General features: G+C 72.5%; 20 protein-coding genes. 7 read left to right on the top strand and 13 right to left on the bottom strand.

All coding sequences use genetic code 11. From position 1 onward, the window contains the following. Window positions 1–16: 16 nt before the first annotated feature. A complete protein-coding gene (locus ACZ67M_RS33495) occupies window positions 17–1,684 on the bottom strand; it encodes a class I adenylate-forming enzyme family protein (RefSeq protein WP_469853885.1) in 1,668 nt (555 codons plus the stop codon). Continuing rightward, complete coding sequence (locus tag ACZ67M_RS33500) at window positions 1,681–2,451, bottom strand: SDR family oxidoreductase (RefSeq protein ID WP_361360915.1); 771 nt, start codon at window positions 2,449–2,451, stop codon at window positions 1,681–1,683. The genes ACZ67M_RS33495 and ACZ67M_RS33500 overlap by 4 nt, the downstream gene beginning before the upstream one ends. A 172-nt stretch (window positions 2,452–2,623) precedes the next feature. Between ACZ67M_RS33500 and ACZ67M_RS33505 the strand changes: the two genes are divergently transcribed. Beyond that, complete coding sequence (locus ACZ67M_RS33505; RefSeq protein ID WP_469853886.1) at window positions 2,624–3,880, top strand: exo-beta-N-acetylmuramidase NamZ family protein; 1,257 nt, start codon at window positions 2,624–2,626, stop codon at window positions 3,878–3,880. Window positions 3,881–3,896: 16 nt separating this feature from the next. On the opposite strand, the gene ACZ67M_RS33510 is transcribed toward ACZ67M_RS33505, so the two are convergent. Beyond that, window positions 3,897–6,704, bottom strand: a complete 2,808-nt coding sequence (locus ACZ67M_RS33510; RefSeq protein ID WP_469853887.1) for a penicillin acylase family protein — start codon at window positions 6,702–6,704, stop codon at window positions 3,897–3,899. A gap of 222 nt (window positions 6,705–6,926) precedes the next feature. Between ACZ67M_RS33510 and ACZ67M_RS33515 the strand changes: the two genes are divergently transcribed. Beyond that, window positions 6,927–7,532, top strand: coding sequence for a hypothetical protein (locus ACZ67M_RS33515; protein WP_234960815.1), 606 nt, complete (start codon window positions 6,927–6,929; stop codon window positions 7,530–7,532). Window positions 7,533–7,621: 89 nt separating this feature from the next. Then, entirely contained in the window at window positions 7,622–8,359 is a 738-nt protein-coding gene (locus ACZ67M_RS33520) for a 3-keto-5-aminohexanoate cleavage protein (RefSeq protein WP_392014041.1), read from the top strand. A gap of 72 nt (window positions 8,360–8,431) precedes the next feature. Here ACZ67M_RS33520 and soxR read toward each other — a convergent pair whose 3' ends face one another. Further along, on the bottom strand, window positions 8,432–8,941 hold the full coding sequence (gene soxR, locus ACZ67M_RS33525) for a redox-sensitive transcriptional activator SoxR (protein WP_361360610.1): 510 nt from the start codon (window positions 8,939–8,941) through the stop codon (window positions 8,432–8,434). A 112-nt stretch (window positions 8,942–9,053) separates the two neighbouring features. On the opposite strand from soxR, the gene ACZ67M_RS33530 reads away from it, so the two are divergent. Continuing rightward, complete coding sequence (locus ACZ67M_RS33530) at window positions 9,054–9,515, top strand: MaoC family dehydratase (protein ID WP_125495538.1); 462 nt, start codon at window positions 9,054–9,056, stop codon at window positions 9,513–9,515. On the opposite strand, the gene ACZ67M_RS33535 is transcribed toward ACZ67M_RS33530, so the two are convergent. The 3 genes from ACZ67M_RS33535 to ACZ67M_RS33545 form a co-directional block, all read right to left on the bottom strand. Then, window positions 9,506–10,159, bottom strand: coding sequence for a TetR/AcrR family transcriptional regulator (locus ACZ67M_RS33535; RefSeq protein ID WP_307010813.1), 654 nt, complete (start codon window positions 10,157–10,159; stop codon window positions 9,506–9,508). The genes ACZ67M_RS33530 and ACZ67M_RS33535 overlap by 10 nt on opposite strands. Before the next feature lie 61 nt (window positions 10,160–10,220). Then, window positions 10,221–10,535, bottom strand: coding sequence for a YiaA/YiaB family inner membrane protein (locus ACZ67M_RS33540; RefSeq protein WP_125495536.1), 315 nt, complete (start codon window positions 10,533–10,535; stop codon window positions 10,221–10,223). A gap of 77 nt (window positions 10,536–10,612) precedes the next feature. Continuing rightward, entirely contained in the window at window positions 10,613–11,764 is a 1,152-nt protein-coding gene (locus ACZ67M_RS33545) for an acyl-CoA dehydrogenase family protein (RefSeq protein WP_469853888.1), read from the bottom strand. 101 nt (window positions 11,765–11,865) lie between these two features. Between ACZ67M_RS33545 and ACZ67M_RS33550 the strand changes: the two genes are divergently transcribed. The 3 genes from ACZ67M_RS33550 (at window position 11,866) to ACZ67M_RS33560 (ending at window position 14,307) form a co-directional block, all read left to right on the top strand. Continuing rightward, window positions 11,866–12,507 carry a TetR/AcrR family transcriptional regulator gene (locus ACZ67M_RS33550; protein ID WP_361360606.1) on the top strand — a complete coding sequence of 214 codons (642 nt, stop codon included), beginning with the start codon at window positions 11,866–11,868 and terminating at the stop codon, window positions 12,505–12,507. A 46-nt stretch (window positions 12,508–12,553) separates the two neighbouring features. Beyond that, window positions 12,554–13,267 carry an ArsR/SmtB family transcription factor gene (locus ACZ67M_RS33555; RefSeq protein ID WP_469853889.1) on the top strand — a complete coding sequence of 238 codons (714 nt, stop codon included), beginning with the start codon at window positions 12,554–12,556 and terminating at the stop codon, window positions 13,265–13,267. Window positions 13,268–13,338: 71 nt separating this feature from the next. Next, window positions 13,339–14,307: a DMT family transporter gene (locus tag ACZ67M_RS33560; RefSeq protein WP_469853890.1), complete on the top strand. Its 969-nt coding sequence runs from the start codon at window positions 13,339–13,341 to the stop codon at window positions 14,305–14,307. Here the strand turns inward: ACZ67M_RS33560 and ACZ67M_RS33565 are convergent. The 6 genes from ACZ67M_RS33565 to ACZ67M_RS33590 all read right to left on the bottom strand — a co-directional run bounded on the left by ACZ67M_RS33565 (window position 14,299) and on the right by ACZ67M_RS33590 (window position 22,991). Beyond that, window positions 14,299–15,624: an MFS transporter gene (locus ACZ67M_RS33565; RefSeq protein WP_392104945.1), complete on the bottom strand. Its 1,326-nt coding sequence runs from the start codon at window positions 15,622–15,624 to the stop codon at window positions 14,299–14,301. The genes ACZ67M_RS33560 and ACZ67M_RS33565 overlap by 9 nt on opposite strands. Window positions 15,625–15,879: 255 nt before the next feature. Next, window positions 15,880–16,977: a Zn-dependent alcohol dehydrogenase gene (locus ACZ67M_RS33570; RefSeq protein ID WP_392104943.1), complete on the bottom strand. Its 1,098-nt coding sequence runs from the start codon at window positions 16,975–16,977 to the stop codon at window positions 15,880–15,882. 20 nt (window positions 16,978–16,997) lie between these two features. Continuing rightward, window positions 16,998–18,386 carry an aldehyde dehydrogenase family protein gene (locus tag ACZ67M_RS33575; protein WP_361360596.1) on the bottom strand — a complete coding sequence of 463 codons (1,389 nt, stop codon included), beginning with the start codon at window positions 18,384–18,386 and terminating at the stop codon, window positions 16,998–17,000. Window positions 18,387–18,508: 122 nt separating this feature from the next. Next, window positions 18,509–19,855, bottom strand: a complete 1,347-nt coding sequence (locus ACZ67M_RS33580; protein WP_469853891.1) for an ABC transporter ATP-binding protein — start codon at window positions 19,853–19,855, stop codon at window positions 18,509–18,511. Between the two features lie 382 nt (window positions 19,856–20,237). Then, complete coding sequence (locus ACZ67M_RS33585) at window positions 20,238–21,491, bottom strand: MFS transporter (RefSeq protein WP_469853892.1); 1,254 nt, start codon at window positions 21,489–21,491, stop codon at window positions 20,238–20,240. 57 nt (window positions 21,492–21,548) lie between these two features. Further along, window positions 21,549–22,991, bottom strand: a complete 1,443-nt coding sequence (locus ACZ67M_RS33590; RefSeq protein WP_469853893.1) for a CitMHS family transporter — start codon at window positions 22,989–22,991, stop codon at window positions 21,549–21,551. Window positions 22,992–23,054 lie beyond the last annotated feature (63 nt).

The following is a 23,054-nucleotide window of genomic DNA, read 5'->3' on the forward strand; positions in this document are numbered from 1 at the left end:
GTTCAACTGTCCGTCTTCACTGTCCGTCGTGCTTACGGGAACGCAGTTCCCGACGGAGGATCTTCCCACTCGCCGTCTTCGGCAGGTCGGGCAGGATCTCCACCTGACGCGGGTATTTGTAGGCGGCCAGTCTCTCCTCGCAATAGGCGGCGAGTGCGTCCGGGGCCGTGTCGGCACCCGGACGGAGGCTGATGTACGCCTTGACCGTCTCTCCCCGGTACCCGTCGGGCACGCCGACGACGGCGGCCTCGCGCACCGCCGGATGGGTGTAGAGCACGTCCTCGACCTCGCGCGGCCAGACCTTGAACCCGGAGGCGTTGATCATGTCCTTCTTGCGGTCGACGACGTAGAGCCACCCCTGGGCGTCCATGAAGCCGATGTCGCCGGTGCGCAGCTCGCCGCCGGGGAAGGTCTCGGCGGTGGCGTCCGGGCGCCGCCAGTAGCCGGGGACGACCTGCGGCCCGGCGACGACGATCTCGCCCTGCTCCCCGAGGGGCACCTCGGCGCCCAGCTCGTCGACGACGCGGACGACGGTCTCGGGGCCCGGCACGCCGACCGCGAGGGTCCCGGAGGCCGGTTCCACCGGGGCCTCCAGGTGCGGCGGGACCGAGGCGCACGGCGCGGTGCACTCGGTGAGTCCGTAGCCGTTGCGAATGTACGGCCCGAAGCCCGCGCGGAACTTCTCCACCAGGGCCGGCGGCAGCGGGGCGCCGCCGGAGGAGATGTTGGCGAAGGAGGCGAAGTGCTCGCGGGTGACGGACGGCTGGGCGGCCAGCGCCATGAAGGCGGTGGACGGGCCGACCGTGTAGTGCGGCCGGTGCTCGGCGAACGCGTCCAGCACGACGCCCGGCTCGAAGCGGTACGCCAGCACCAGCGTGCCCGCGCTGTTCAGGCAGGCGCCGAACTCGCAGACCATGCCGGTGATGTGGAACAGCGGCGCCAGCGCGAAGTAGACCGGGGCGTCGGGCAGGCCGAGGCCGGTGCGCTGGCGTTCGGCGTTGTACATGATGTTGCGGTGGGTGTTGGTGGCGCCCTTGGGGGTGCCGCTGGTGCCCGAGGTGTAGCTGATGAGCGCGGTGCCGTCCGGCGCCGGGTCGCGTCCCTCGGGCGCCGGGTGGCCGGCGCGGGCGGCGGCGGTGAGGTCGTCGGCGTCGTCGGTGTCCGGCAGCCGCTCGAAGGTCAGCACGCGCGCGTCCCCGCGGGTCTGGAAGTCCAGCTCGCACCCCGTGAGCACGATCCGCACCGGCGAGCCGGACGCCGTGTCGCGCAGGTACGACTCCCAGGCCCGGTCGGAGCAGACCAGCGCGGCCGCCTCGGCGTCCCGCAGGACGTGGCCGACCTCCCCCGACTTGTACATCGGGTTGACCGGCACCACGACCGCGCCCGCCTTCCAGGCGCCCAGGACGGCGAGCACGAAGTGCGGGGAGTTCTGGAGCACGACCGCGACCCGGTCGCCGCGCTCCAGGCCGCGCGCGGCGAGGTGCCCGGCGACGGAGTCGCTCAGCCGGTCCACCTCGCGGTAGGTGAGGCGGCCGTCGAAGTAGGCGAGGAAGACGCGGTCGGGGGTCTGGGCGGCGACCCGGCGCAGGGCGTGCACGAGGGACGCGTCGGGGTCGAGCGGGGCCTTCTGGGCGTCGGTCAGCAGGTCGAGCCAGGGCTTGGCGGCGTAGGGGGAGCCGGTCATCGGGCGTTCCCCTCCTCCCACTGCCGCTGGAGCCGGTTCATGCCGTGCAGCCAGCGGTCGGGTTCGGCGGCGCGGGCCTGGTAGTACTCGGCGACCTCGGGGTGCGGCAGGATCAGGAAGCGGTCCTCCTCGATGCCCTTGAAGAGGGCGTCGGCCACGTCCTGCGGCTCGATCGCGGTGGGCTGGAGCACCAGTTCGCCTGCGCTGCCGCTCGCCGTGAGCATGTCGGTGCGCACGCCCTGCGGGCAGATGGCGTGGACCTTGATCCCGCGGTGGCGGTACGTCAGGGACAGCCACTCGGCGAAGGCGTAGGCACCGTGCTTGGTAACGCTGTAGGGGGCGGCGCCGATCATCGTGAGCAGTCCGGCGGCCGACACGGTGGAGACGAAGCGGCCGCTGCCGCGCTCCAGCCAGTCCGGGATCAGTTCGTGGGCCGCGCGGACGTGGGCCATCACGTTGACGTCCCAGGCGAGCGCCCAGACGGCCTCCTCGGCCGCCTCGGTCCCTCCGGAGCCGACGCCCGCGTTGGCGCAGTACACGTCGACCGTGCCACCCAGCGCCGCTCGGGCCTCGCCGACGATCGCGGAGGCGTCACCGGGCACCGCGATCCCGCCGATCTCGTCCGCCACGGCCTTGGCCCGGTCGGCGTCGAGGTCGTTGACGACGACGCGGGCGCCCTCGGCGGCGAAGCGGCGGGCCAGCGCGGCCCCGATGCCGCCTCCCGCCCCGGTGACGACGACTCCGGCATCCTGCACGGCTTCCACGATCGGTCTCCTTCGACGCGGCTCGGGCACTGCTGACTCCCCGTTGCAGCGCCAGACTAACCAGTCGGTATGTACGACGGAAGGGGCGAAGCGCGGTCTACTCCATTCCGTGCGACCCACGGTGCGGGTTAGCGTGCGTGCGCATGACACCCGCCGCGATCACGGAGGTCACCGCATGACGCTGTCCAGACGGAATCTGCTCGCCACGACGGCCGCGGTGGCGGCCGGAACCACGGCGGCGGCAGCCGGCCCCGCCCAGGCGGCGCCCGGGGGCTACGGCGGCCGCCGGCTGCGCACCGGCTTCGAGCGCCTCGCCGACGACGGCTACGCCGTGCTCGACGGCCAGAAGGCCGGCGTGGTCACCAATCCGACCGGCATCACCCGGGACGTCCGCCACATCGTCGACGTCATGCACGCCGACGACCGGGTGAACCTCACCGCCGTGTTCGGCCCCGAGCACGGATTCCGCGGCACGGCGCAGGCGGGCGGCTCCGAGGGCCGCTACGACGACCCGGCGACCGGGCTGCCGGTCTACGACACGTACCTCAAGAGCGGGCAGCCGCTCGCGGACGTGTTCACGGCGTCCGGCGTGGACACCGTCGTCTTCGACATCCAGGACGCCGGGGCGCGCTTCTACACGTACATCTGGACGCTGTTCGACTGCATGGAGGCCGCGAGGCTGGCGGGGAAGCGGTTCGTCGTACTGGACCGGCCCAACCCGGTGACCGGGCGGGCGGCCCTCGGCCCGGTCCTGCACAAGGAGTTCGCCACCTTCGTCGGCCGTCAGCCGATCTCGCAGGCGCACGGCATGACGGTCGCCGAGCTGGCGCACCTCTTCAACCACGAGTTCCTGCCGTCGCCGGTCCCGCTGGAGACGGTGACGATGACGGGCTGGAGGCGCTCGGAGTTCTACGACGCCTCGGGCCTGCCGTGGGTGCCGCCGAGCCCGAACATGCCGACGCCGGAGACGGCCCTGGTCTACTCGGGCACCTGCCTGTTCGAGGGCACGAACCTGTCGGAGGGGCGCGGCACCACCCGCCCGTTCGAACTGCTCGGCGCCGAGGGCGTCGACGGCGCCTGGGCCGCCGCCGCCAACGGACTGGACCTGCCCGGCGTGCGCTTTAGGGAGGCGTACTTCGCGCCGACCTTCTCCAAGTTCCAGGGGAAGACCGTCGGGGGCGTCCAGCTGCACGTGCACGACCGGGCGGCCTTCGACCCGGTGCGCACCGGAATCGCCCTGCTGGTGACCGCCAAGCGGACCTGGGACGGCTTCGCCTGGCGGTCGGACAACTGGATCGACAAGCTCACCGGGTCCACGCAGGTGCGCACGATGATCGACGCGGGCGCCGGCACCGACGAGGTGGTGGACGGCTGGCAGCGGGAACTGGCGGCGTTCCGCGGGACCCGCCGCCAGTACCTGATCTACCGCTGAGCCGGTGACCGGCCGGTTACCGGTGTGACGTGAACTCCACGACCTGCTGGTAGGTCGGCCGGTTCTGCCAGCTGATCCCTCCGTGTTTGACGCCGCCCAGGGTGCGGTGGACGATCGAGTCGGCGCACCACTGGTCGCCCGCCGAGCAGTTGTCGTCACCCGGGTAGACCTGGGCGGCCGTGCGTCCCGAGGCCTCCTTCAGGGTGGCGACCAGGGTGCCCCGGCAGGCGGCGAGGTCGCCGCCGCCGCAGTACTCCCGTGCGAGCGGTCCCCGGACGGACTCGCCGAGCACCGCTCTGATGTCCTTGTCGACATAGCTCCACCAGCCGTACTGGAAGGCGCTGCCGGCGTGGGCGCCGGTGGGGCCGTGGGCGGCGGACGGGGACTCGTCGACGGGCAGGTTGGCGGCGAAGGCGGTGTACAGGTCGCTGCCGAGGCCGGGTTCGAACTCGGCCTTCACCAGGAGCGGCCACCAGGCGTCCAGGGTGCGGATCGCGTCGGCGTGGGCGTACTGCTTCGAACCGGCCGAGGTCTCGGTGCGCAGGCCGCCGGCCGCGCGCCAGGCCTTGAGCCGGTCGACGGCCGCCCGGGCCTCCGGGTCGGTGACCGGCGCGGAGTCGATCACCTTCAGCAGGTCGGGCAGCACGTCCTCGGCCCGCAGGTCGGCGAGGCCCGCCTCGGCCATGGCCCGCACCAGTGCGGCGCGGGTGACGCCGCCCTCGGCGACCAGTTTCCCGACCCGGTCGTCGAGGAGGTTGCCGCGGTGGACGGAGCCGTTGCCCCAGGAGGAGGCCGGGTAGTCCTTGGCCTGTTTGTTGTTCCAGGAGACGTAGTAGTCCTGGTCGACCGACTGCGGGTGGGCGGCCGCCTCGGTGTACCGGGCGGTGTTGCCGTCCGGCTCCCAGCCCTGCCACTCGTACGGCTGCCGCGCCCAGACCGGGAACTCGGCGTCGACGCCGTTCGCCCGGACCGGGTTGTCGCCGCTGTTGTAGTACGCGGTGTGCTCGGAGTCGGCGTAGAACCAGTTGAAGGTGTAGTTGATGTGCTGGACGGCGCTCCGGAAGCGCTCGGGGCTGTCGAGGTAGTCCGGGTCGTTGAGCATCTGGAAGCCGATGATCGAGTCGGCCTCGTGCAGGTAGGAGGAGCGCAGGGTGGTGTAGGCGACCTTCTTGCCGCCGACGGTGGCGCGGTGTTCGACCGGGCCGTACTTGGTGCGCCAGACGCGCATCGTGTAGGAGCCGGCCTTGGTGCCGTCGGCGACGGTCGGCTTCCAGGCGTTCTTGCGCTCGATCTTCTCCATCGGGGTGCAGGTGCCGCGGTAGAGGTAGTGGTAGTCGTCCTGGCAGAGTTCGACGGCGTAGGTGTCGATGATGTCCTGGCCCGAGGTGGTCGCGCTCCACGCGTAGTCCTGGCCGCGGCCGAGTTCGACGTACATGCTCAGGCCCGCGAAGGAGGCGCCGCGGGCGCTCAGGCCCGGGCCCTGGATCTCCTGGAGCATGAGGAGCTGGGGCGCGAAGTAGCCGGTCTGCGGTCCGAAGACGGCGACCGGGTGGCCGCTGGCGGTGTGTTCGCCGCTGACGACGAGGGCGTTGGACATGCCGCGCCGGGCCGACGTCACGGCCGCGTCGGCCGCCTTGGTGGAGGCGCCGGTCGCGTTCGCCGTGGCCGCGCTGCCGGTGCGGTCGTAGATCAGCGGTTCCGCCTCGACCGAGCCGGCGTCGGGCAGGGCGCGGCCCTGCGGGTCGTCGGGCCTCGGCAGATAGGGGAAGCTGCCGTCCCGCTGGGTGAGGACCGCCTCGGGGTCGTTGCGCTGGCGGAAGGACTCCCAGACCTCGGTGCCCTCGGCCACGCCGTACTTCTCCTGGGCGGCGAGCAGGGAGCGCGCGTTGCCGACCTCGCCGCCGCCTCCGGCGCCGAAGAGGGAGCCGATGACCGAGGCCAGCGCGATCAGGTCGGTGCGCTTGAAGCGCTCAATGGTGCCGGCGTTGGTGATGGCGTTCTTGTGGCCGGTCAGGACGTACTCGCCGGGGAAGTAGCGGCCCCGGTCGGAGCGGTCGATGTAGGCGTTGATGCCGGCGACGTAGGCGTCCACGTCGGCCAGGGCCAGCTCGCCGCGTTCGCCGGCCTTGGCGGCGGCGCTCTCGATCTGGGCCTCCAGGTCGGCCTCGGTGTACGGGGCGCTGCGCCAGAACTGCTGTTCCAGGCCCTGGTTGGCGGGGGCGCCGCCGGCGAAGGGGGTCAACTGGCCGCGTCCGACGTGCCGGAACAGGTCCATCAGCCACAGCCGGTCCTGGGCCGCGGCGTAGCCGGCGCCGAACTCGGTGCCGTAGCGGGTGGTGCCGGTGATGTGCGGCACGCCGGTCTTCTTGTCGCGGACGATGGTCACGTCGTCGCGGCCCGCGGGGCGGAGGGTGGAGGCGACCTGTCCGTCGGGGACGCCGAAGGAGGCGTCGCTGAAGAAGTCGTCGATCTTGTCGTTGGTGAGGGCGGAGTAGCCCGTGGCGAGGTTGGCGTAGGGGCCGAGCTGGTCCTCCGCGTGGGCGGGCTGGGTGCCGAATGCCTGGTTGAGGAGGATTTCGGCGAGGGTGGCGTTGCCGTTCTGGCCGGGCGGGAGGATGTCGGAACACTGCCCTCCGCAGTGGTCCTGGGCCGTCGCTTCGGCGGACGCGGCTTCGGTGGATTCCGTGTCGGCGGCCATCGCCGGGGAAAGCGGCGACAAGAGACCGGCGATGAGGGCGCATACGGAGGCGCCCTTCAGGAACCCGTGGAGGCCGCGGGGAGTTCTCAGTCTGTCGAGGGCGTCGCGTGGGGTGCGTCGTGGCATGGCAGCTCCTCCCGACGGGGGTGTGGCGGGACGTTACCGCCGGTATCCCCGAGTTGGAAGATGAACATGCGTCACTTTTTTCCAGTGGGTGGATCGGCTGATGGGGGGCATCGGAAATCGGATGGAGCCGAATCGGTTGTCGATACGTCTATTCGGCGACGTCCGTACGACGACGCCGAAGTGACCCGAGTACAGGTGCAGGTGTGACGGAGGTGCAGGGCGATGGCCGGTTTCCGAAGTCTGGCGAGACAGGTCCGCGATCCACGGTGCGACCTGGCGCTGCGGCGTTATTCGCTGCGCAAGTGCCTTGAACGTTTTGCCCCTTATGGGCACAGGGCCACGTGGGACCATCTCTGCTCCAGGGCGGGGTTCGGTCCCGAGGACCGCTCTCCGGACCCGGTGCGGCTCGTGGCCGCACTGGAGGAGCTGGAGGAGGCGCGTTCCGTGTGGCTGGCCTATGAGGTCGAGTTCGCCGAGCGGCGCAGGAAGGAGAAGCACGACGGGCTGCGCAGGCCGGGCAGCGTGGACGACTGGCACCGGCTGACCTGGGGCGGTTTCGGTGTCGCCTGGTGCGACGACCCCCGGGTGCATCCCGACTGGCCGCTGGCGGAAGTACTGCGTCGGCTGATCTCGGCGCTGGAGCGGGAACCGGGCTCCGTCTGCCCGGTGTGCGACGGGGAACGCCTCGTCTGGACCTATGACCTCGACCACGAACCCTCGACGGGGCCCGTCTGCGCGGAGTGCGGGATCCTCGTACCGCGGCCGGTCCTCACCCCCGACGCGCTCGCGGAGGCCCGTCGGGGGCGACGGCTGCTGATGTCGGCGTAGCCGGACTCGCGGGGGTGTGCCGGGGAGGCCGCACCCCCGACGACCGGCTGCCGACGGGTGTTGTCAGTGGCGCCCGGCACCATGGGGGGATGGTGCAACTGTGTGCGAACGGGGGCCGGGAGGCCGCCGACGGGGCGGTGGTGCCGCTGTCGCCGGAGGCGCTCGCGGACTCCGTGGCGGGAGCGGTCGCCGCCGGTGCGACGGATGTCCACGTCCACCCGAAGACACCCTGTGGCCGGGACACGTTGTCGCCGCGCGTGCTCGCGGCCACGCTGGAGGCGGTGCGCGCGCGGGTGCCGGCCCCGGTTCCGGTCGGCGTCACGACGGGCGCCTGGGCGGAGCCCGACCCGGCCGCCCGGGTGGCGCGGATACGGAGTTGGACGGTGCTGCCCGACCACGCGTCGGTCAACTGGCACGAGCCGGGCGCCGAGGAGACCGCGGCCGCGCTGCTGGAGCGCGGGGTGGGCGTGGAGGCCGGCATCTGGTCGGGCACGGACGGGGCGGCACGCTTCCTGCGCTCACCGCTGGGACCGAGGGTGCTGCGGGTACTGGCCGAGGTCACGGACACCGGCCCGTCGACCGCGCGTGACACCGCACGGGCCCTGCTGTCCACGCTGGGCACGGCTTACGGCCGCCCGGTCCTGCTGCACGGCGAGGACGCGGGCACCTGGCCGGTGCTCCGCCTCGCCGGCCACCTGGGCCTGCCGACCCGGATCGGCCTGGAGGACACCCTGTTCCTGCCGGACGGCAGCCGCGCCGCCTCCAACGCCGAACTGGTGAGGGCGGGCCTTGAGGAGTGGGCCTCGGCACGGCGGGGCGGGGCGTGAACACCACGCCGGGGCGGCGGAACGCCGCCGCACAAGCGGTGTCAGGGGCCGGACGGGATGTGCGGAGGCGGGTCAGTCGCAGTTCGTCGGGGTCGGGGCGCAGTTGCGGCCGGACGGGTGCCGGGGCTTGCGTTCCACCAGGAGGCGGGAACCCGCTCGGCTCTCTCCGAACGCGTCGTCCGGGTTGGACAGGACGCAGGTGTCCAGGGAGAGGCAGCCGCAGCCGATGCAGTCGGTGAGGTGGTCGCGCAACCGGTTGAGCTGCTTGATGCGCTCGTCCAGTTCGGAGCGCCAGGACGCCGAGAGGCGGGCCCAGTCGTCCCGGGTGGGGGTGCGGCCCTCGGGCAGCTCCGAGAGCGCCTCGCGGATCGTCGCGAGGGGGATGCCGACCCGTTGGGCCGCCCGTACGAAGGCGACGCGGCGCAGCGCGTCACGGCTGAAGCGGCGCTGGTTGCCCGAGGTACGGCGACTGCTGATCAGTCCCTTGGACTCGTAGAAGTGCAGGGCGGAGACGGCGGCGCCACTGCGCGCGGCGAGCTGGCCGACGGTGAGCTCATGGATCTTCTCGGGAATCTGAGGCACCCCTCGAACCCTACCCACCCGGCCCGTCACCCGTCCGGTCCGTTGACAGGCGCTTCCCGGGCGACCATGCTAAGCAGTCGCTTAGAGTCGCGTCACACGGGAGGCCGGGAGCATGGCAGAGCCGAGGATCTTCACATCCGTCGACGAGGTGAAGGCGGCGGTGGGCGAGCAGCTGGGACACACCGACTGGCTGGAGGTCGACCAGAAGCGGATCGACCTGTTCGCCGAGGCCACCGGCGACCACCAGTGGATCCACGTCGACCCGGAGAAGGCCGCCGCGGGCCCCTTCGGCACCACCATCGCGCACGGCTATCTGACCCTGTCGCTGCTCCCGCTCTTCGGGCCGCAGCTGATCAGGGTCGAGGGCGTGAAGATGGGCGTCAACTACGGCACCAACAAGGTCCGTTTCCCCTCCCCCGTCCCGGTCGGCTCGCGCCTGCGCGCCACGGCGACGATCACCGGCGTCGAGGACGTCACGGGCGGGATCCAGGTGTCCGTCGCCTTCACGGTGGAACGCGAGGGCGGCGACAAGCCGGTCTGCGTCGCCGAGTCCGTCTCCCGCTACTACGTCTGAGCGGACCGGTCGGAGCCGGACGCCCCGGCCCCGACCATCCGCAGTACGAGGTCGGCGTAGAGCGCGCCGACCTCGTCGGGCGTCCGGGCGCCGTTCACGTTGAACCAGCGGGCCACGTCGATGCAGAGGGACAGCACGGCGAGCGTGGTGCCCTTGACGTCCGGCACGTCGAACTCGCCCGTCGCCACGCCGTCGTCGATGATGCCGCGCACCGCGGCGTCGCACTGCCGGCGGAGCGTGAGGATCTCCTCCCGGGCCTCGGGACCGAGCGCGTCCAGCTCGTACTGCACGACCCGCGCGGTCGTGCGCCGGCCGGCGTGCCAGCGGACGAAGGAGCTCACGGCGTCGGCGAGCCGTTCGGTCGCACTGCCGTCGCCCTGGGCCGCGGAGCGCAGGATGGCCACCGCCCGGGTGTGACCGATGCGGCTGATGCGGTGCAGCAGCTCTTCCTTGGTCTTGTAGTGGATGTAGAGCGCGGCCGGGCTCATGCCGGCCCGCCCGGCGATGTCGCGGGTCGTGGTCGCGTGGTACCCGCGTTCGGCGAACGCCTCCACGGCGGCGACCAGGAGCCGCCGGGCCGCGTCAGGCGTGACCTCTTCCCACGGCTCGATGTCGCCGCCCGTCGTCTCGGCCGCCGTACTCATCGCGTGTTCGCCCCTCTCGGTGACAGGAGCCACCACCATACCGCCGATACTGAGCGGGCGCTTAGGCGCGCTGCCCGGCGGAGGGGCCGCCGGGCTTGTGGAACGGGTCGTGCTCCACAAGGATCTTGTCCAGCCGCGCCTGGTCCACACGGCTCACGATCTGCCCCACCTCCTGACGGTCCCGGATGATCTTGGCCAGCGTGAAGGCCGAGGTGACCAGGTACAGGACGGCGATGGCCAGGAAGGCACGGACCCAGGCGTCGGCCTGGAGCTGGTAGATGCCGATGGCGGTGGCGGCCATGGCGACCGAGAACGACGCGACGGCCTGCCCGTAGAAGGCCGCCGTGTTCTGCTGCTTGACCGGTGTGTCACTCATGGACACAAGGATCGGCGGATGTGGTCCGGGCCACATCCGCCGCCGTACTCAGTCGAGGTACTCAGAACCCCCGGCCCTCAGAAGGCCGAAACCCCCGTCAGCGCCCGTCCGATGACCAGTTTCTGGATCTGGCTGGTGCCCTCGTACAGCGTCATCACGCGGGCGTCGCGCAGCAGTTTGCCGACCGGGTACTCGTCGATGTAGCCGTAGCCGCCGAAGACCTGGAGGGCGTTGTTGGCGGCGCGCACGGCCGCCTCCGAGGCGAACAGCTTGGCCTTGGAGGACTCGACGGTGAAGGGCTGCCCGCGGTCGATCAGGTCGGCGACCCGCCAGGTCAGCAGCCGGGCCGCGTCCACGTCGAGGGCGATGTCGCTGATCAGCTCCTGCACCAGCTGGTGGTGGGCGATGGTCTTCCCGAACTGCTCGCGCTCGCCGGCGTACCGCACGGCCGCGTCCAGCGCGGCCTGGGCTATGCCGACGCAGCCGGCCGCGACCGACATCCGCCCCTTGGCGAGCGCGGACATGGCGACCGAGAAGCCCTTGCCCTCGGGCGCGAGCATCGCGGAGGCCGGAACCCGGACGTCCTCCAGGACCAGTTCGGCGGTGGCCTGGCCGCGCAGCCCGAGCTTGCCGTGGACGGTGCGCCGGGTCAGGCCGGGGGTGTCGGTGGGCACCAGGAAGGCGGAGACGCCCTTGTGGCCCGGGGCGTCGGTGGAGCGGGCGAAGAGCAGGACGACGTCGGCCCAGGTGCCGTTGGTGATGAACATCTTGGTGCCGTTGATGACGTAGTCGTCGCCGTCACGGACCGCCCGGGTGGCGAGGTTTCCCGCGTCCGAGCCGGTGCCGGGCTCGGTCAGGCCGAAGCAGCCGACGTACGCGCCGGAGGTGAGCCCCGGCAGCCAGCGCCGCTTCTGCTCCTCGTCGCCCCAGGCGGCGATGGTCTTGGCGACCAGGCCGAGGGAGACGGACACGATGCCGCGCACGGAACTGTCGCCGCGCCCCAGCTCCTCCGTCACCAGGCAGTACGCGAGGTGGTCGCCGCCGGAGCCGCCGTACTCCTCGTCGACGGTGAGCCCGAGGAAGCCGACCTCGCCGAGTTTCTTCACGATGGACCGGTCCACCTCCTCGGCGCGGTCCCAGGCGACGACGTGCGGGGCGATCTCGCGCTCCACGAAGTCCCGCGCGAGCCGCCGCACGGCGCTCTGCTCCTCGCTGAGCTCCAGATTCATGCCGAGTCACCCCACAGAAGACGGTCCTTGACCGGTGGACTTGAAAACCGGCCTTTAAATTAGCACTGCTAGTTTAAAGCCGCAGCCCTACTATGTGCGCCATGGCCCGACCGCGCAAGCCCCTGCTCAGCACCGACCGGATCGTCGAGAAAGCCCGCGCGCTGGTGGACGCGGAGGGCCTCGCGGCCGTCTCCACCCGCCGGCTCGCCGCGGAGCTGGGCGTCAGCGGGCCCTCGCTCTACAACCACTTCCGCACCAAGGACGAGATCCTGGAGGCCGTCGCCGACTCGGTGAGCGCGCAGGTGGACCTGTCGATGTTCGAGGACGGCCGGGAGTGGCGGACCGCGCTGCACGACTGGGCCGTCTCCTACCGGGCGGCCCTGCGCGACCACCCCAACATCGTCCCCGTACTGGCGCACGGCCCCGGCCGCCGTCCGGCCGGGCTGCACCTCGCGGACGCCGTCTACGGCGCCATGGTCGCGGCCGGCTGGCCCCCGGCCCAGGCCACCTCCATCGGCGCGCTGATGCGGTACTTCATCATGGGCTCCGCGCTCGGTTCCTTCGCCGGCGGCTTCGTCGACGACGCCGGCGCCTACGACCCCGCCGCCTACCCGCACCTCCAGCAGGCCCACCTCCTGGCCGAGCAGCAGGAGAAGATCGACGAGCGGGCCTTCGAGACCGGGCTGACGGCCCTGCTGGACGGGCTGACGCAGCAGTACGCGCAGGTGGCGCCGGGCGCCTGAGGACACTTCGGCGCGCGCCGAACCGTCCGTGGCGCATCCTGGACGCATGACCGAGAGGGACGCCGAGGCGCCCGGCCTCGCGCGGCTGGCCGGGCTGATCGCGGACGAGACGCGCGCCGCCTGCCTGCTGGCGCTGCTGGACGGACGGGCCTGGACCGCCGGTGAGCTGGCCCGGCACGCGGGCGTCGCCGCCTCCACGGTGAGCGAGCACCTGGGCAAGCTCGTCGCGGGCGGGCTGCTCACCGAGGAGTGCCAGGGACGGCACCGGTACGTCCGGCTGGCCGACGAGCGGGTCGCGCAGCTGGTCGAGGACCTGGCGGCGCAGGTCGCGCCGCAGGCCGCCGCCCGGCGTCCACGCACCCTGCGGGCGTCCAGCGCCGGGTCGGCGATGGCCCGGGGGCGCACCTGCTACGACCATCTCGCCGGGCGGCTGGGCATCTCGGTGACCGACGCCCTCACCGGGCGCGGACTGCTGCGCCAGGACACCGGTTTCGCGCTCACCGACGCGGGGCTCGGCTGGTTCGACGCGGCCGGGATTCTGCTGACGGCCACGGGCCGCCGTCCGCTGGCGCGGGCCTGCCTCGACTGGACCGAACGCCGTCCGCACCTCGCGGGCGTGGCGGGGGCGGCCCTGTGCAAGCACGCCCTGGACACCGGCTGGTGCGTTCGCATCGGCTCGGAGCGGGCGGTGAAGGTCACACCGGCGGGCGAGGCCGCGCTCTCCGAACTGCTGGGCATCGATCCGGCGGCGCTGCGCTGAGCCGCGCGGCACCCGCCTTCCCGTCCGAAATCCGCGAGACCACGAGACCGTCGCGCCCTAACGTCTGGAGCATGATGAGCACCGCTCGCCCGTCCCTCTCCGCCCCCTCCCGCCGCTCGCAACTGCTCGCGGCCGGCGCGGCCACCGTGACCGTCGTCCTGTGGGCCTCCGCCTTCGTCTCCATCCGCAGCGCCGGCGAGGCGTACTCGCCGGGTGCGCTGGCCCTCGGGCGGCTGCTGTCCGGCGCCGTGGTCCTCGCCCTGATCTGCCTGGTGCGGCGGGAAGGGTTGCCGCCCCGGCCGGCCTGGCGGGGGATCGCGATATCGGGGCTGCTGTGGTTCGGCTTCTACATGGTGGTCCTGAACTGGGGCGAGCAGCAGGTGGACGCCGGTACGGCCGCGCTGGTGGTGAACGTCGGCCCGATCCTCATCGCGCTGCTCGGCGCCCGCCTGCTCGGGGACGCGCTGCCGCCGCGGCTGCTGGCGGGGATGGCGGTGTCGTTCGCCGGTGCGGTGACCGTGGGCCTGTCGATGTCCGGCGAGGGCGGCTCCTCGCTGTTCGGGGTGGTGCTGTGTCTGCTGGCCGCGGTGGCGTACGCGGGCGGGGTGGTCGCGCAGAAGCCCGCGCTGGGGCACGCCAGCGCGCTCCAGGTGACGACGTTCGGCTGCCTGGTCGGTGCGGTGCTCTGCCTGCCGTTCGCGGGGCAGCTGGTGCACGAGGCGGCCGACGCGCCCGCATCCGCGACGCTGAACATGGTGTACCTGGGTGTGTTCCCGACCGCGCTGGCGTTCACGACCTGGGCGTACGCGCTGGCCCGGACGACCGCCGGGCGCATGGGCGCCACGACGTACGCCGTGCCCGCCCTGGTGGTCCTGATGTCGTGGCTGGCGCTCGGTGAGGTGCCGGGGCTGCTCACCCTGGCGGGCGGCGCGCTCTGCCTGGCGGGTGTGGCGGTGTCGCGGTCCCGCAAGCGGGCTCGGGCCGCGACCCCGGACGAGCCGGTGGGGCCGCGGCCCGAGGGCGCTTCGCGGTCAGCGTGAACGCGCCCTGCCGGCCAGCACCTTGATGGACACCAGGGCGATCACCGAGAGGGCGATGATGTAGCCGGAGACGGCCATCGAGGTACCCGTCGCCTCCAGGAGCAGCACCATGACGAAGGGCGCGAGCCCGCCCCCGCCGACGGCGGCGATCTGGTAGCCGAGGGAGGCGCCGGTGTAGCGCATCTCCGGCGTGAACAGCTCGGCGAAGAGGGCGGCCTGGGGCCCGTACATGATGCTGAGGAAGCAGCTGGCGACGAAGGTGCCGACCGCCAGCCACACCAGTGAGCCGGTGTCGATGAGCAGGAACAGCGGGACGGCCCACACGGCGATGCCGACCGCGCCGACGGTGTAGACCCTGATGCGGCCGAACTTGTCGGACAGGGCGGCGGCGCCCGGGATCAGCACCAGCTGGGTGAGGCTGACGCAGAGCGAGACGGCGAGCACCGCGCCGTGGTCCATGTCCAGTTCGCGCGTCGTGTAGTCGAGGACGCCGGTGATGAGGATGTAGAACGTCGCGGTGTTCACGGCGAAGGAGCCGCCGGCCAGCAGGACCGTGCCGAGGTGATCGCGCACGATGGTGCGCAGCGGCGAGGCCTGCTCGCCCTGCTCCTTCTCGGCCAGCGCCCGCTCGGCCTCCCGGAACTCCGGGGTCTCCTCGACGCGGGTGTGGATGTACCAGGCGAGCCCCAGGACGAGCAGGCCGACCACGAACGGCACCCGCCAGCCCCAGGACTCGAAGGCCGACTCGGAGGTGAACGCCCCGGCCAGCAGGAAGACGGTGTTGGCGGTGACCACGCCGATGGGGACGCCGAGCTGGACGACGCTGCCGTAGATGCCGCGCTTGCCCTCGGGGGCGTACTCGGTGGCCAGCAGCATCGCGCCGCCCCACTGGGCGCCGACGGCCACGCCCTGGGCGATGCGGAGCAGGACGAGCAGGATCGGGGCGGCGACGCCGATGGTCTCGTACGTGGGCAGCAGGCCGATGCCGGTGGTGGCCACGCCCATCAGGGTGAGCGCGATGACCAGCATCGGCTTGCGGCCCTTCTTGTCGCCGAGCTGGCCGGCGACGATGCCGCCGATCGGGCGGGCCAGGAAGCCGACCGCGAAGGTGGCGAAGGCGGCCAGGACCCCGGCTGTGGAGCTGCCGGCCGGGAAGTACAGGTCGCCCAGAACGAGCGCGGCGGCGATGCCGAAGACGAAGTAGTCGTACCACTCGACGGCCGACGCGAGGGCCGCGGCGGTGGCCACCCGGCGGCGGTTGGGGGCGGCGGCCCCGGCGGTGGCGGCCAGGGGCTGAGCGGAGGGGGTGGTGTCCATACGGGCACGCTCCGGTGGGTGCGGGGGGGGAGTGGCGCGTGGGGGAACGCGGGGGGGGGGAAGGGCGGGGAGGGGACGTTGGGGAAACGTTTCGGGGAACGTACTGACCGGACGGTATGCGGTCAACAGTCGTGCCGGATGTTTGTCGCAACGCGATCGTGGCGCTACGCAGGGGCGCTCGGCGCGGGCGGGCACGCCGAACAGGGCGCCGGGTCGGACCCGGCGCCCTTGTGACCGCGTGGCGCGGTACGGGGCCTAGAACACCACCAGCGCCCGGCCGCCCTTGCCCGCCAGCATGTTCTCGAACGCCGCCGGGATGCCGTCCAGTGCGATGCGCTCCGTGACCAGGGCGCCGAGGTCGAGGCGCCCGGCCCGGACGTGTTCCGCGAGGACGGGGAGGTCGCGGGCCGGGTCGGCGTTGCCGTAGACGCAGCCGGACAGGGTGCGGCCCCAGTGGAAGATCTCCAGGGCGTTGAAGGTGACCTGCTGGTCCTTGCCGCCGATGCCGACGACCGTCGTGCGCCCGCCGCGCCGGGTGGATTCCCAGGCGGTGCGGATGGTGGTCGCGCGGCCGACGCACTCGACGGCGACGTCGACGCCCTGCTTGCCGGTGAGGGCGCGGATCTCGCGGGCGGTGGTGTCGGAGGCGATCAGGTAGTCGGTGGCGCCGGCCGCGCGGGCCAGCTCCTCCTTCTCCGGGGACACGTCGACGGCGACGATCTTCGAGGCGCCCGCGATCCGGGCCGACTGGAGGGCGGCGAGGCCCACTCCCCCGGCGCCGAAGACCGCGACGGTCTCGCCCTCGCGGACCCTCGCCGAGTGGTGGACGGCGCCGTAGCCGGTGAGGACGGCGCAGCCGAGCAGTGCCGCGTCGGTGAGCGGGATGCCGTCCGGGGCGGGCAGCACGCAGCCGGCGTCCACCACCGTCTCCTCGGCGAACGCGGCGACGTTCAGGCCGGGGTGCAGGTCGGTGCCGTCGTCGGCGCGGCGGGCGTGCACGTGCGCGGCGCCGGCCAGGGCGTTCGCGCACAGCCAGACCTCGCCGAGCGCGCAGGCGTGGCACGCGCCGCAGGACGGGGCCCAGTTGAGTACCACGGCGTCGCCTGGCGCGACGTGGGTGACGTCCTCGCCGACGGACAGGACGGTGCCGGCGCCCTCGTGGCCGAGGACGGCGGGGAGCGGCACGCGCATGGTGCCGTTGGACAGGGACAGGTCGGAGTGGCAGACCCCGGCGGCGGCGAGCCGCACCCGCACCCGCCCGGGGCCCGGTTCGGGGAGTTCGATCCCGGTGACCTCCAGCGGGGCGCCTACGGCGGGGACGACGGCGGCTCGGACAGCGGAACGGACGGCCATGGCGTGGGCTACTCCCCTGGCTAGAACTGGAGGGACTTGGTCTGGAGGTACTCGGTGAGGCCGTGCGCGCCCAGCTCGCGGCCCACGCCGGACTGCTTGTAGCCGCCGAAGGGGGCCAGCGGGTTGAACCGTCCGCCGTTGATGTCGACCTGGCCGGTCTCCATCCGCCGGGCGAAGGCGACGGCCTCGGCCTCGTCCCCGGCCCAGACGGCACCGGCCAGGCCGTACACCGTGCCGTTGGCGATCCGCAGGGCGTCCTCCTCGTCCTCGTAGCGCAGGACGGACAGGACGGGGCCGAAGATCTCCTCCTGGGCGACCGTCATGTCCTCGGTGACGTCGGCGAGGACCGTCGGGGAGACGAAGTAACCCTGCTCCTGCGGGGCTTCGGGGCCGCCCGCGACGATCCGCGCGCCCTCCGCGACGCCCTTCTCGATGTATCCGCGCACGCGCTCCTGCTGCTTGGCGTTGACGACCGGGCCGATCCGGTCGCCGTACTTGGCGGCGGCCTGGGCGGCCAGCTCCACCGCCTCGTCGTACTGGTCGCGGTGGACGAGCATGCGGGTCCAGGCGCTGCACGTCTGACCGGAGTTGGACATGACGTTGGCGACGCCGACGTTCACGGCCTTGGCCAGGTCGGCGCTGGGCAGGATGACGTTGGCGGACTTGCCGCCGAGTTCGAGGGCGACGTTCTTGACGGCGGCGCCGGCGAGGGCGCCGATCCGGCGGCCGACCGCCGTCGAGCCGGTGAAGGAGACCAGGTCGACGCCGGGGTGCTCGGCGAGGGCCTGGCCGGCGACCGGGCCGAGGCCGGTGACCAGGTTGAAGACGCCCGCGGGGAGGCCCGCCTCGTGCACCGCCTCGGCGAAGAGCTGCGCGGTGAGCGGGGTGTCCTCGGCGGGCTTGAGCACGATCGTGCAGCCGGCCGCGAGCGCCGGGGCGACCTTGGCGACGATCTGGTGCAGCGGGTAGTTCCAGGGGGTGATGGCGCCGACCACGCCGACCGGCTCGTGGTGGACGACGGAGTTGCCGACCTTCTCCTCGAAGGCGTACGTCGCCGCCAGCTCGGCGTAGGAGCCCGCGACCGCGATCGGGGCGGCGGCGTGCACGGCCTGCGAGAACTTCAGCGGGGAGCCCAGTTCGGCGGTGACCGTCTCGGCGACCTCGTCCTTGCGGGCGACCAGCACGTCCCGCAGGGCGGCCAGGCGGGCGGCGCGCTCGGCGGGCGGGGTGGCGGCCCAGCCGGGCAGGGCGGCGCGGGCCGCGCGTACGGCGGTGTCGACGTCCAGGGCGGTGCCGGCGGGGACCGTGCCGATCACCCGCTCGTCGACCGGGTTCACGACGTCGATCGTGTCCCGGCCGTCGGCGGACCGCCAGGCCCCGTCGATGTACATGCCGTCGTGTGCCTTCATCGGGTTCCCTCCGGGCGGGCCTTGTCGTCCGGCCCCAAACTAGCGCCGATAGTTTTACGGCACCAGGGGCTCCCCCGATGGTGGCGCGGCTCACCCTCCCCGGGGACGCGGTCCCCGCGGGTTCACTCCTCCAGGTCCGGCAGCCGCGCGGGGGCCGGGCAGATGCGGTCACCGTGCTGGTCGAAGACGAACAGGTGGGCGAGGTCGACGAGCAGCGGGACCTGCATGCCGTGGCGCAGGTCGATGTCGGGGGTGGTGCGGACGATCAGGTCGCCGGGGAGGCGGCCGTCGGGAGCGGTGACGGCGGGGCTCCGCCCCTGCGCCTCCTCCGCTTCGTCCATGACCACCAGCGGCCCGGCACGCAGGGTGCCCGCCCGCTCCCTCAGCCGGTCGAGGACGGTGCCGTCGCGGCGGCGGCGCCGGACGGGCCGGGTGGCGGGCCGCGGGGCCTCCAGGTCGGGCACGACGGCGGGCCGCGACCCGGTGTTGAGGTGGACGAGGATCTCGTGGCCCTGGAACTCGACGTGCTCCACCAGGCCGGTGAGCAGCACCTCGCCGGAGCGGGCGGACGTGGGCTTCGCGATCCGGACCGCCTCCGAACGCAGGCCCACGATCACCTCCCGGCCCTGCTGGACGCGGAGCAACTGGTGGTCCAGGCAGAGCGGTTCGGGCAGGCGCAGGAACTGCTTGCCCAGGCTGATCGTCATCGCGCCGTCCAGCGGGGCGCGCACGATCCCGCGCAGCAGGTTGATGCGCGGGGTGCCGATGAAGGCGGCGACGAAGACGTTGCGGGGCAGGGCGTACACGGCGCGCGGGGTGTCCACCTGCTGGAGCACGCCGCCGCGCAGGACCGCGACCCGGTCGCCGAGGGACATGGCCTCGGACTGGTCGTGGGTGACGTAGATCGTGGTGACGCCCAGTTCCCGGGTCAGCCGGGTGATCTCGGCGCGCAGGTGGTTGCGGAGCTTGGCGTCCAGGTTGGACAGCGGCTCGTCCATCAGGAAGGCGGTGGGGTGGCGGGCGATGGCCCGGCCCATGGCGACGCGCTGGCGTTCGCCGCCGGAGAGCTGGGCGGGCAGGCGGTCGAGGAGGTCCTCGATGCCCAGCATGCGGGCGGTGGCGTCCACGCGGGGCCCGGGGTCGGTCTGGGGGTCCTCGACGCGCAGCGGGAAGCCGATGTTCCCACGGGTCGTCATGTTCGGGTACAGCGCGAAGTTCTGGAAGACCATCGCCATCCGCCGCTCGGCGGGGAGCAGGTCGTTGGCGTACGCGCCGTCCAGCAGCACCTCGCCCTCGGTGACCTCCTCCAGGCCGGCGATCATGCGCAGCACGGTCGACTTGCCGCAGCCGGAGGGGCCGAGCAGGACGAGGAACTCGCCCGGCGCGATGTCCAGCGACAGCCGGTCCACCACGCGGACGCCTCGCGCGAAGGTCTTGCTCACGTCGTGCAGGGAGATGGCGCGTGTCATGGAGGTGCCCCCGGGGGCTCACTGGACGCTGGTGTTCCGCGGTCGGACGCCCTCGTGCGGGTCGTACGGGGCGTGTGAGTCACGGAAGTTAACGGACAGTGCGCGGCCGGGGGAAGACGCCGGACCGGATCCCCCTCCATCGTCCACCTGGTGAGAAAGCGGACGATCTGGTTCCCTCAGCCGTCCCCGCCGCTGTCACCGCTGCTCCCGCTCCCGCTTCGGCGCGAGCGACGGTTCGACGCACGCAGCAGCTCCCCCGCCAGCAGGGTCGCCCTCGAGACCCCTCGCGTCCAGCGCGGGCCGCCCCTGGCCGCCCACACGACGCAGACACAGCCGCCTACGGCCAGGAGGAGGACTGCGGACAGAAAGATGAGGATCACGCTCACCCCTTCGCTTCCCTGCACGGCCGGTCGCCGCCGGCCCGGTCCGGCTCATCCTGCCCGATCCCCGCACGCCGACGGTCGCCCGGTCCCGCCGACGGGGAGCGCAGGGCGACCCCGGACGAGAGCAGGAGCAGCGCGCCGAGCATCACGAAGGGCGCGGCGACGCCCGCGACGCCCGCGATCAGTCCCGCCGCGGCGGGCGCGGCGACCTGGCCGAGGCGGTTGCCGGTCAGCCGCAGGGCGAGGGCCGTGGAACGGGCCTCGTCGGGGGCGGCCTGGACGACCGTCGTCATGGACAGCGGCTGACCGACGCCGAGGCAGAAGCCGAGCACGACCAGCATCAGCGCGAGCGCCCACACCGGCACCGGCAGCGCGATCCCGGCGCACAGCAGGGCGGCCAGCAGACAGGTCACCGTGAGCAGCACGGTGCGCCCGAGCAGCCGCAGCAGGGGCGTCAGCACGAGCCGGCAGGCGATGGTGGCCGCCGCGCGCAGGCTGAGCAGGACGCCGATCACGGCCGGGGAGATGCCGCGGTGCTCGCCGACCACCGGCAGATAGGCGGTGAGGATGTCGGTCGCGGACAGCACCGACAGACTGATCAGGATGCCCGCCGGGACACCCCGGGCCCGCAGGATGCTGCCCACGGGGACGCGCGCGCCCCGCTCCCTGCCTGCCCCGGCGGTCCTCGGATGCTCTATGCGCCACAGGGACGTGAAGGCGACCGCCGCGCCCGCGCCCGCCACCACCAGGGCCAGCGCGCTGCTGCCGGCCATGTCGGGGCCCCCGATCAGCGCGCCCGCGGCGATGGGGCCGATCAGCTGGCCGAGCGAGGCGCCGATGGTGAAGTGCCCGAAGTTGCGGTCCTGTTCGTGCGGCGCGGACTGGCGGGCGACCAGCGACTGGGCGCCGATGACGAAGCAGAGGTGGCCGAGGCCCATGACGCCGCTCCACAGGGCCATGGCCCACAGGGACCCGGCGACACCGCTGAGCGCGCAGCCGCCGGCGATGAGCACCACGCCGACGGGCAGCAGGGGCGCGCAGCGGCCGTGGTCGGTACGGCGGCCGAGCGGGACGGCGGCGAACAGCGGCAGCAGCGCGTACACACCGGCGATGACGCCGACCGCCCGTTCGTCCGCGCCCAGCGCGAGGGCCCGGTAGGAGACGGCGGGCCGTGCCATCGACACCGCCCCCTGCGCGAAGCCGAAGGCGATGACGAGGCGGAGCAGCCAGCCGCGGTTCCCACCGGGCCCCATGATCGTGTCCTTCCTGTACGACCCGCCGCGCAGTCGCCGCGGACGCCGTGCCGATGATCAGATGATGCCGAACAGGATGCCCGCCGCGAGAATCACCAGGCTGGTCAGGACCGCCCACTTCACGACGAACCGCGTGTGGTCGCCGAACTCGACCTTCGCCATGCCGACCAGGACGTACACGGCCGGGACGAGCGGGCTGGACATGTGCAGCGGCTGGCCGACGATCGAGGCGCGGGCGATCTCCAGCGTCGACACGCCGTGCGCCTGCCCCGCCTCGGCGAGCACGGGCAGGACGCCGAAGTAGAAGCCGTCGTTGGACATGAAGTAGGTGAGCGGCAGGCTCAGCAGGCCGGTGACCAGGCCCATGTGCGGGCCCATGCCCTCGGGGATGGTGTTCACGAGCCAGTTGGCCATGTGGTCGACCATGCCGGTGCCGGTGAGGACGCCGGTGAAGACGGCGGCGGCGAAGACCATGCCGGAGACGTTGAGCACGTTGTCGGCGTGGGCGGCGATCCGGGCCTTCTGGTCCGGGATGTGCGGGAAGTTCACGGTGAGCGCGAGCGCGGCGCCGAGCAGGAAGAGCACCGGGATCGGCAGCAGTTCCATGATCATGGCGGTGAGCAGCGCGACCGTGAGGAGCGCGTTGAACCAGTACAGCTTGGGGCGCAGGGTGGGCCGGTTCGGGTCGAGGCCCTTGAAGTCGTCGTCCGACGCCTCGTCCGCCGCGCCGGAGCCGCCGGAGCCGGCGGAACCCTGGGAGCGGTCCGCTCCGCGCGTGCCGCCACGACCGGCACCGGCCTTGGCACCCGCACCCGCACCCGCACCGACCAGCACCGTCTCGGTCTCCGGCTCCGGTTCGCGCACCAGCGCCTCGTCCAGCGTCAGCGTGCCCACCCGGCGGCGCTCGCGCAGACCGAGCACGTACGACAGGGCGACGACCGCGAGCAGACCGACGGCCAGGGCCGGGATCATCGGGACGAAGATGTCGGTGGCGTCGACCTTGAGCGCGGTGGCGGCGCGGGCGGTGGGGCCGCCCCAGGGCAGCGTGTTCATCACGCCGTTGGCCATCGCGGCGACGCCCGTCATCACGACCAGGCTCATCTTCAGCCGCTTGTACAGCGGATACATGGCCGAGACCGTGATCATGAAGGTGGTGGAGCCGTCGCCGTCGAGCGAGACGATCGCGGCGAGCAGCGCCGTACCGACGACGACGCGCATCGGGTCGGCCTTGCAGAACTTCAGGATGGCCCGGACGATCGGGTCGAAGAGCCCGACGTCGATCATCACCCCGAAGTAGACGATCGCGAACATGAGCATCGCCGCGGTGGGGGCGAGGCTGGACACGCCGTCGATGACGTAGTCGCCTAGGTGGGCGCCCTTGCCGACGAACACGCAGAACAGCGCGGGAATCAGCACGAGCGCCGCGATCGGCGACATCTTCTTCATCATGATCAGGACCAGGAAGGTCGCGATCATGGCGAAGCCGAGGATGGTCAGCATGTGTGAGTACCTAACGTTCGCCCTTGAACATTCCACCGGGGCAGGCGGTGCGAGCGACGTTAG

This window comes from Streptomyces sp. NPDC107500 (assembly GCF_055582785.1).

What these genes read in the sequence shown, in the direction of transcription:
- ACZ67M_RS33505 (WP_469853886.1), top strand. Translation starts at nt 2,624, where the DNA reads ATGACGCTGTCCAGACGGAATCTGCTCGCCACGACGGCCGCGGTGGCG.
- ACZ67M_RS33575 (WP_361360596.1), bottom strand. Translation starts at nt 18,386, where the DNA reads ATGAAGGCACACGACGGCATGTACATCGACGGGGCCTGGCGGTCCGCC.
- ACZ67M_RS33565 (WP_392104945.1), bottom strand. Translation starts at nt 15,624, where the DNA reads ATGGACACCACCCCCTCCGCTCAGCCCCTGGCCGCCACCGCCGGGGCC.
- ACZ67M_RS33590 (WP_469853893.1), bottom strand. Translation starts at nt 22,991, where the DNA reads ATGCTGACCATCCTCGGCTTCGCCATGATCGCGACCTTCCTGGTCCTG.
- ACZ67M_RS33510 (WP_469853887.1), bottom strand. Translation starts at nt 6,704, where the DNA reads ATGCCACGACGCACCCCACGCGACGCCCTCGACAGACTGAGAACTCCC.
- ACZ67M_RS33540 (WP_125495536.1), bottom strand. Translation starts at nt 10,535, where the DNA reads ATGAGTGACACACCGGTCAAGCAGCAGAACACGGCGGCCTTCTACGGG.
- ACZ67M_RS33495 (WP_469853885.1), bottom strand. Translation starts at nt 1,684, where the DNA reads ATGACCGGCTCCCCCTACGCCGCCAAGCCCTGGCTCGACCTGCTGACC.
- ACZ67M_RS33515 (WP_234960815.1), top strand. Translation starts at nt 6,927, where the DNA reads ATGGCCGGTTTCCGAAGTCTGGCGAGACAGGTCCGCGATCCACGGTGC.
- ACZ67M_RS33535 (WP_307010813.1), bottom strand. Translation starts at nt 10,159, where the DNA reads ATGAGTACGGCGGCCGAGACGACGGGCGGCGACATCGAGCCGTGGGAA.
- ACZ67M_RS33560 (WP_469853890.1), top strand. Translation starts at nt 13,339, where the DNA reads ATGATGAGCACCGCTCGCCCGTCCCTCTCCGCCCCCTCCCGCCGCTCG.
- ACZ67M_RS33550 (WP_361360606.1), top strand. Translation starts at nt 11,866, where the DNA reads ATGGCCCGACCGCGCAAGCCCCTGCTCAGCACCGACCGGATCGTCGAG.
- ACZ67M_RS33530 (WP_125495538.1), top strand. Translation starts at nt 9,054, where the DNA reads ATGGCAGAGCCGAGGATCTTCACATCCGTCGACGAGGTGAAGGCGGCG.
- ACZ67M_RS33570 (WP_392104943.1), bottom strand. Translation starts at nt 16,977, where the DNA reads ATGGCCGTCCGTTCCGCTGTCCGAGCCGCCGTCGTCCCCGCCGTAGGC.
- ACZ67M_RS33580 (WP_469853891.1), bottom strand. Translation starts at nt 19,855, where the DNA reads ATGACACGCGCCATCTCCCTGCACGACGTGAGCAAGACCTTCGCGCGA.
- ACZ67M_RS33555 (WP_469853889.1), top strand. Translation starts at nt 12,554, where the DNA reads ATGACCGAGAGGGACGCCGAGGCGCCCGGCCTCGCGCGGCTGGCCGGG.
- ACZ67M_RS33545 (WP_469853888.1), bottom strand. Translation starts at nt 11,764, where the DNA reads ATGAATCTGGAGCTCAGCGAGGAGCAGAGCGCCGTGCGGCGGCTCGCG.
- ACZ67M_RS33520 (WP_392014041.1), top strand. Translation starts at nt 7,622, where the DNA reads ATGGTGCAACTGTGTGCGAACGGGGGCCGGGAGGCCGCCGACGGGGCG.
- ACZ67M_RS33585 (WP_469853892.1), bottom strand. Translation starts at nt 21,491, where the DNA reads ATGGGGCCCGGTGGGAACCGCGGCTGGCTGCTCCGCCTCGTCATCGCC.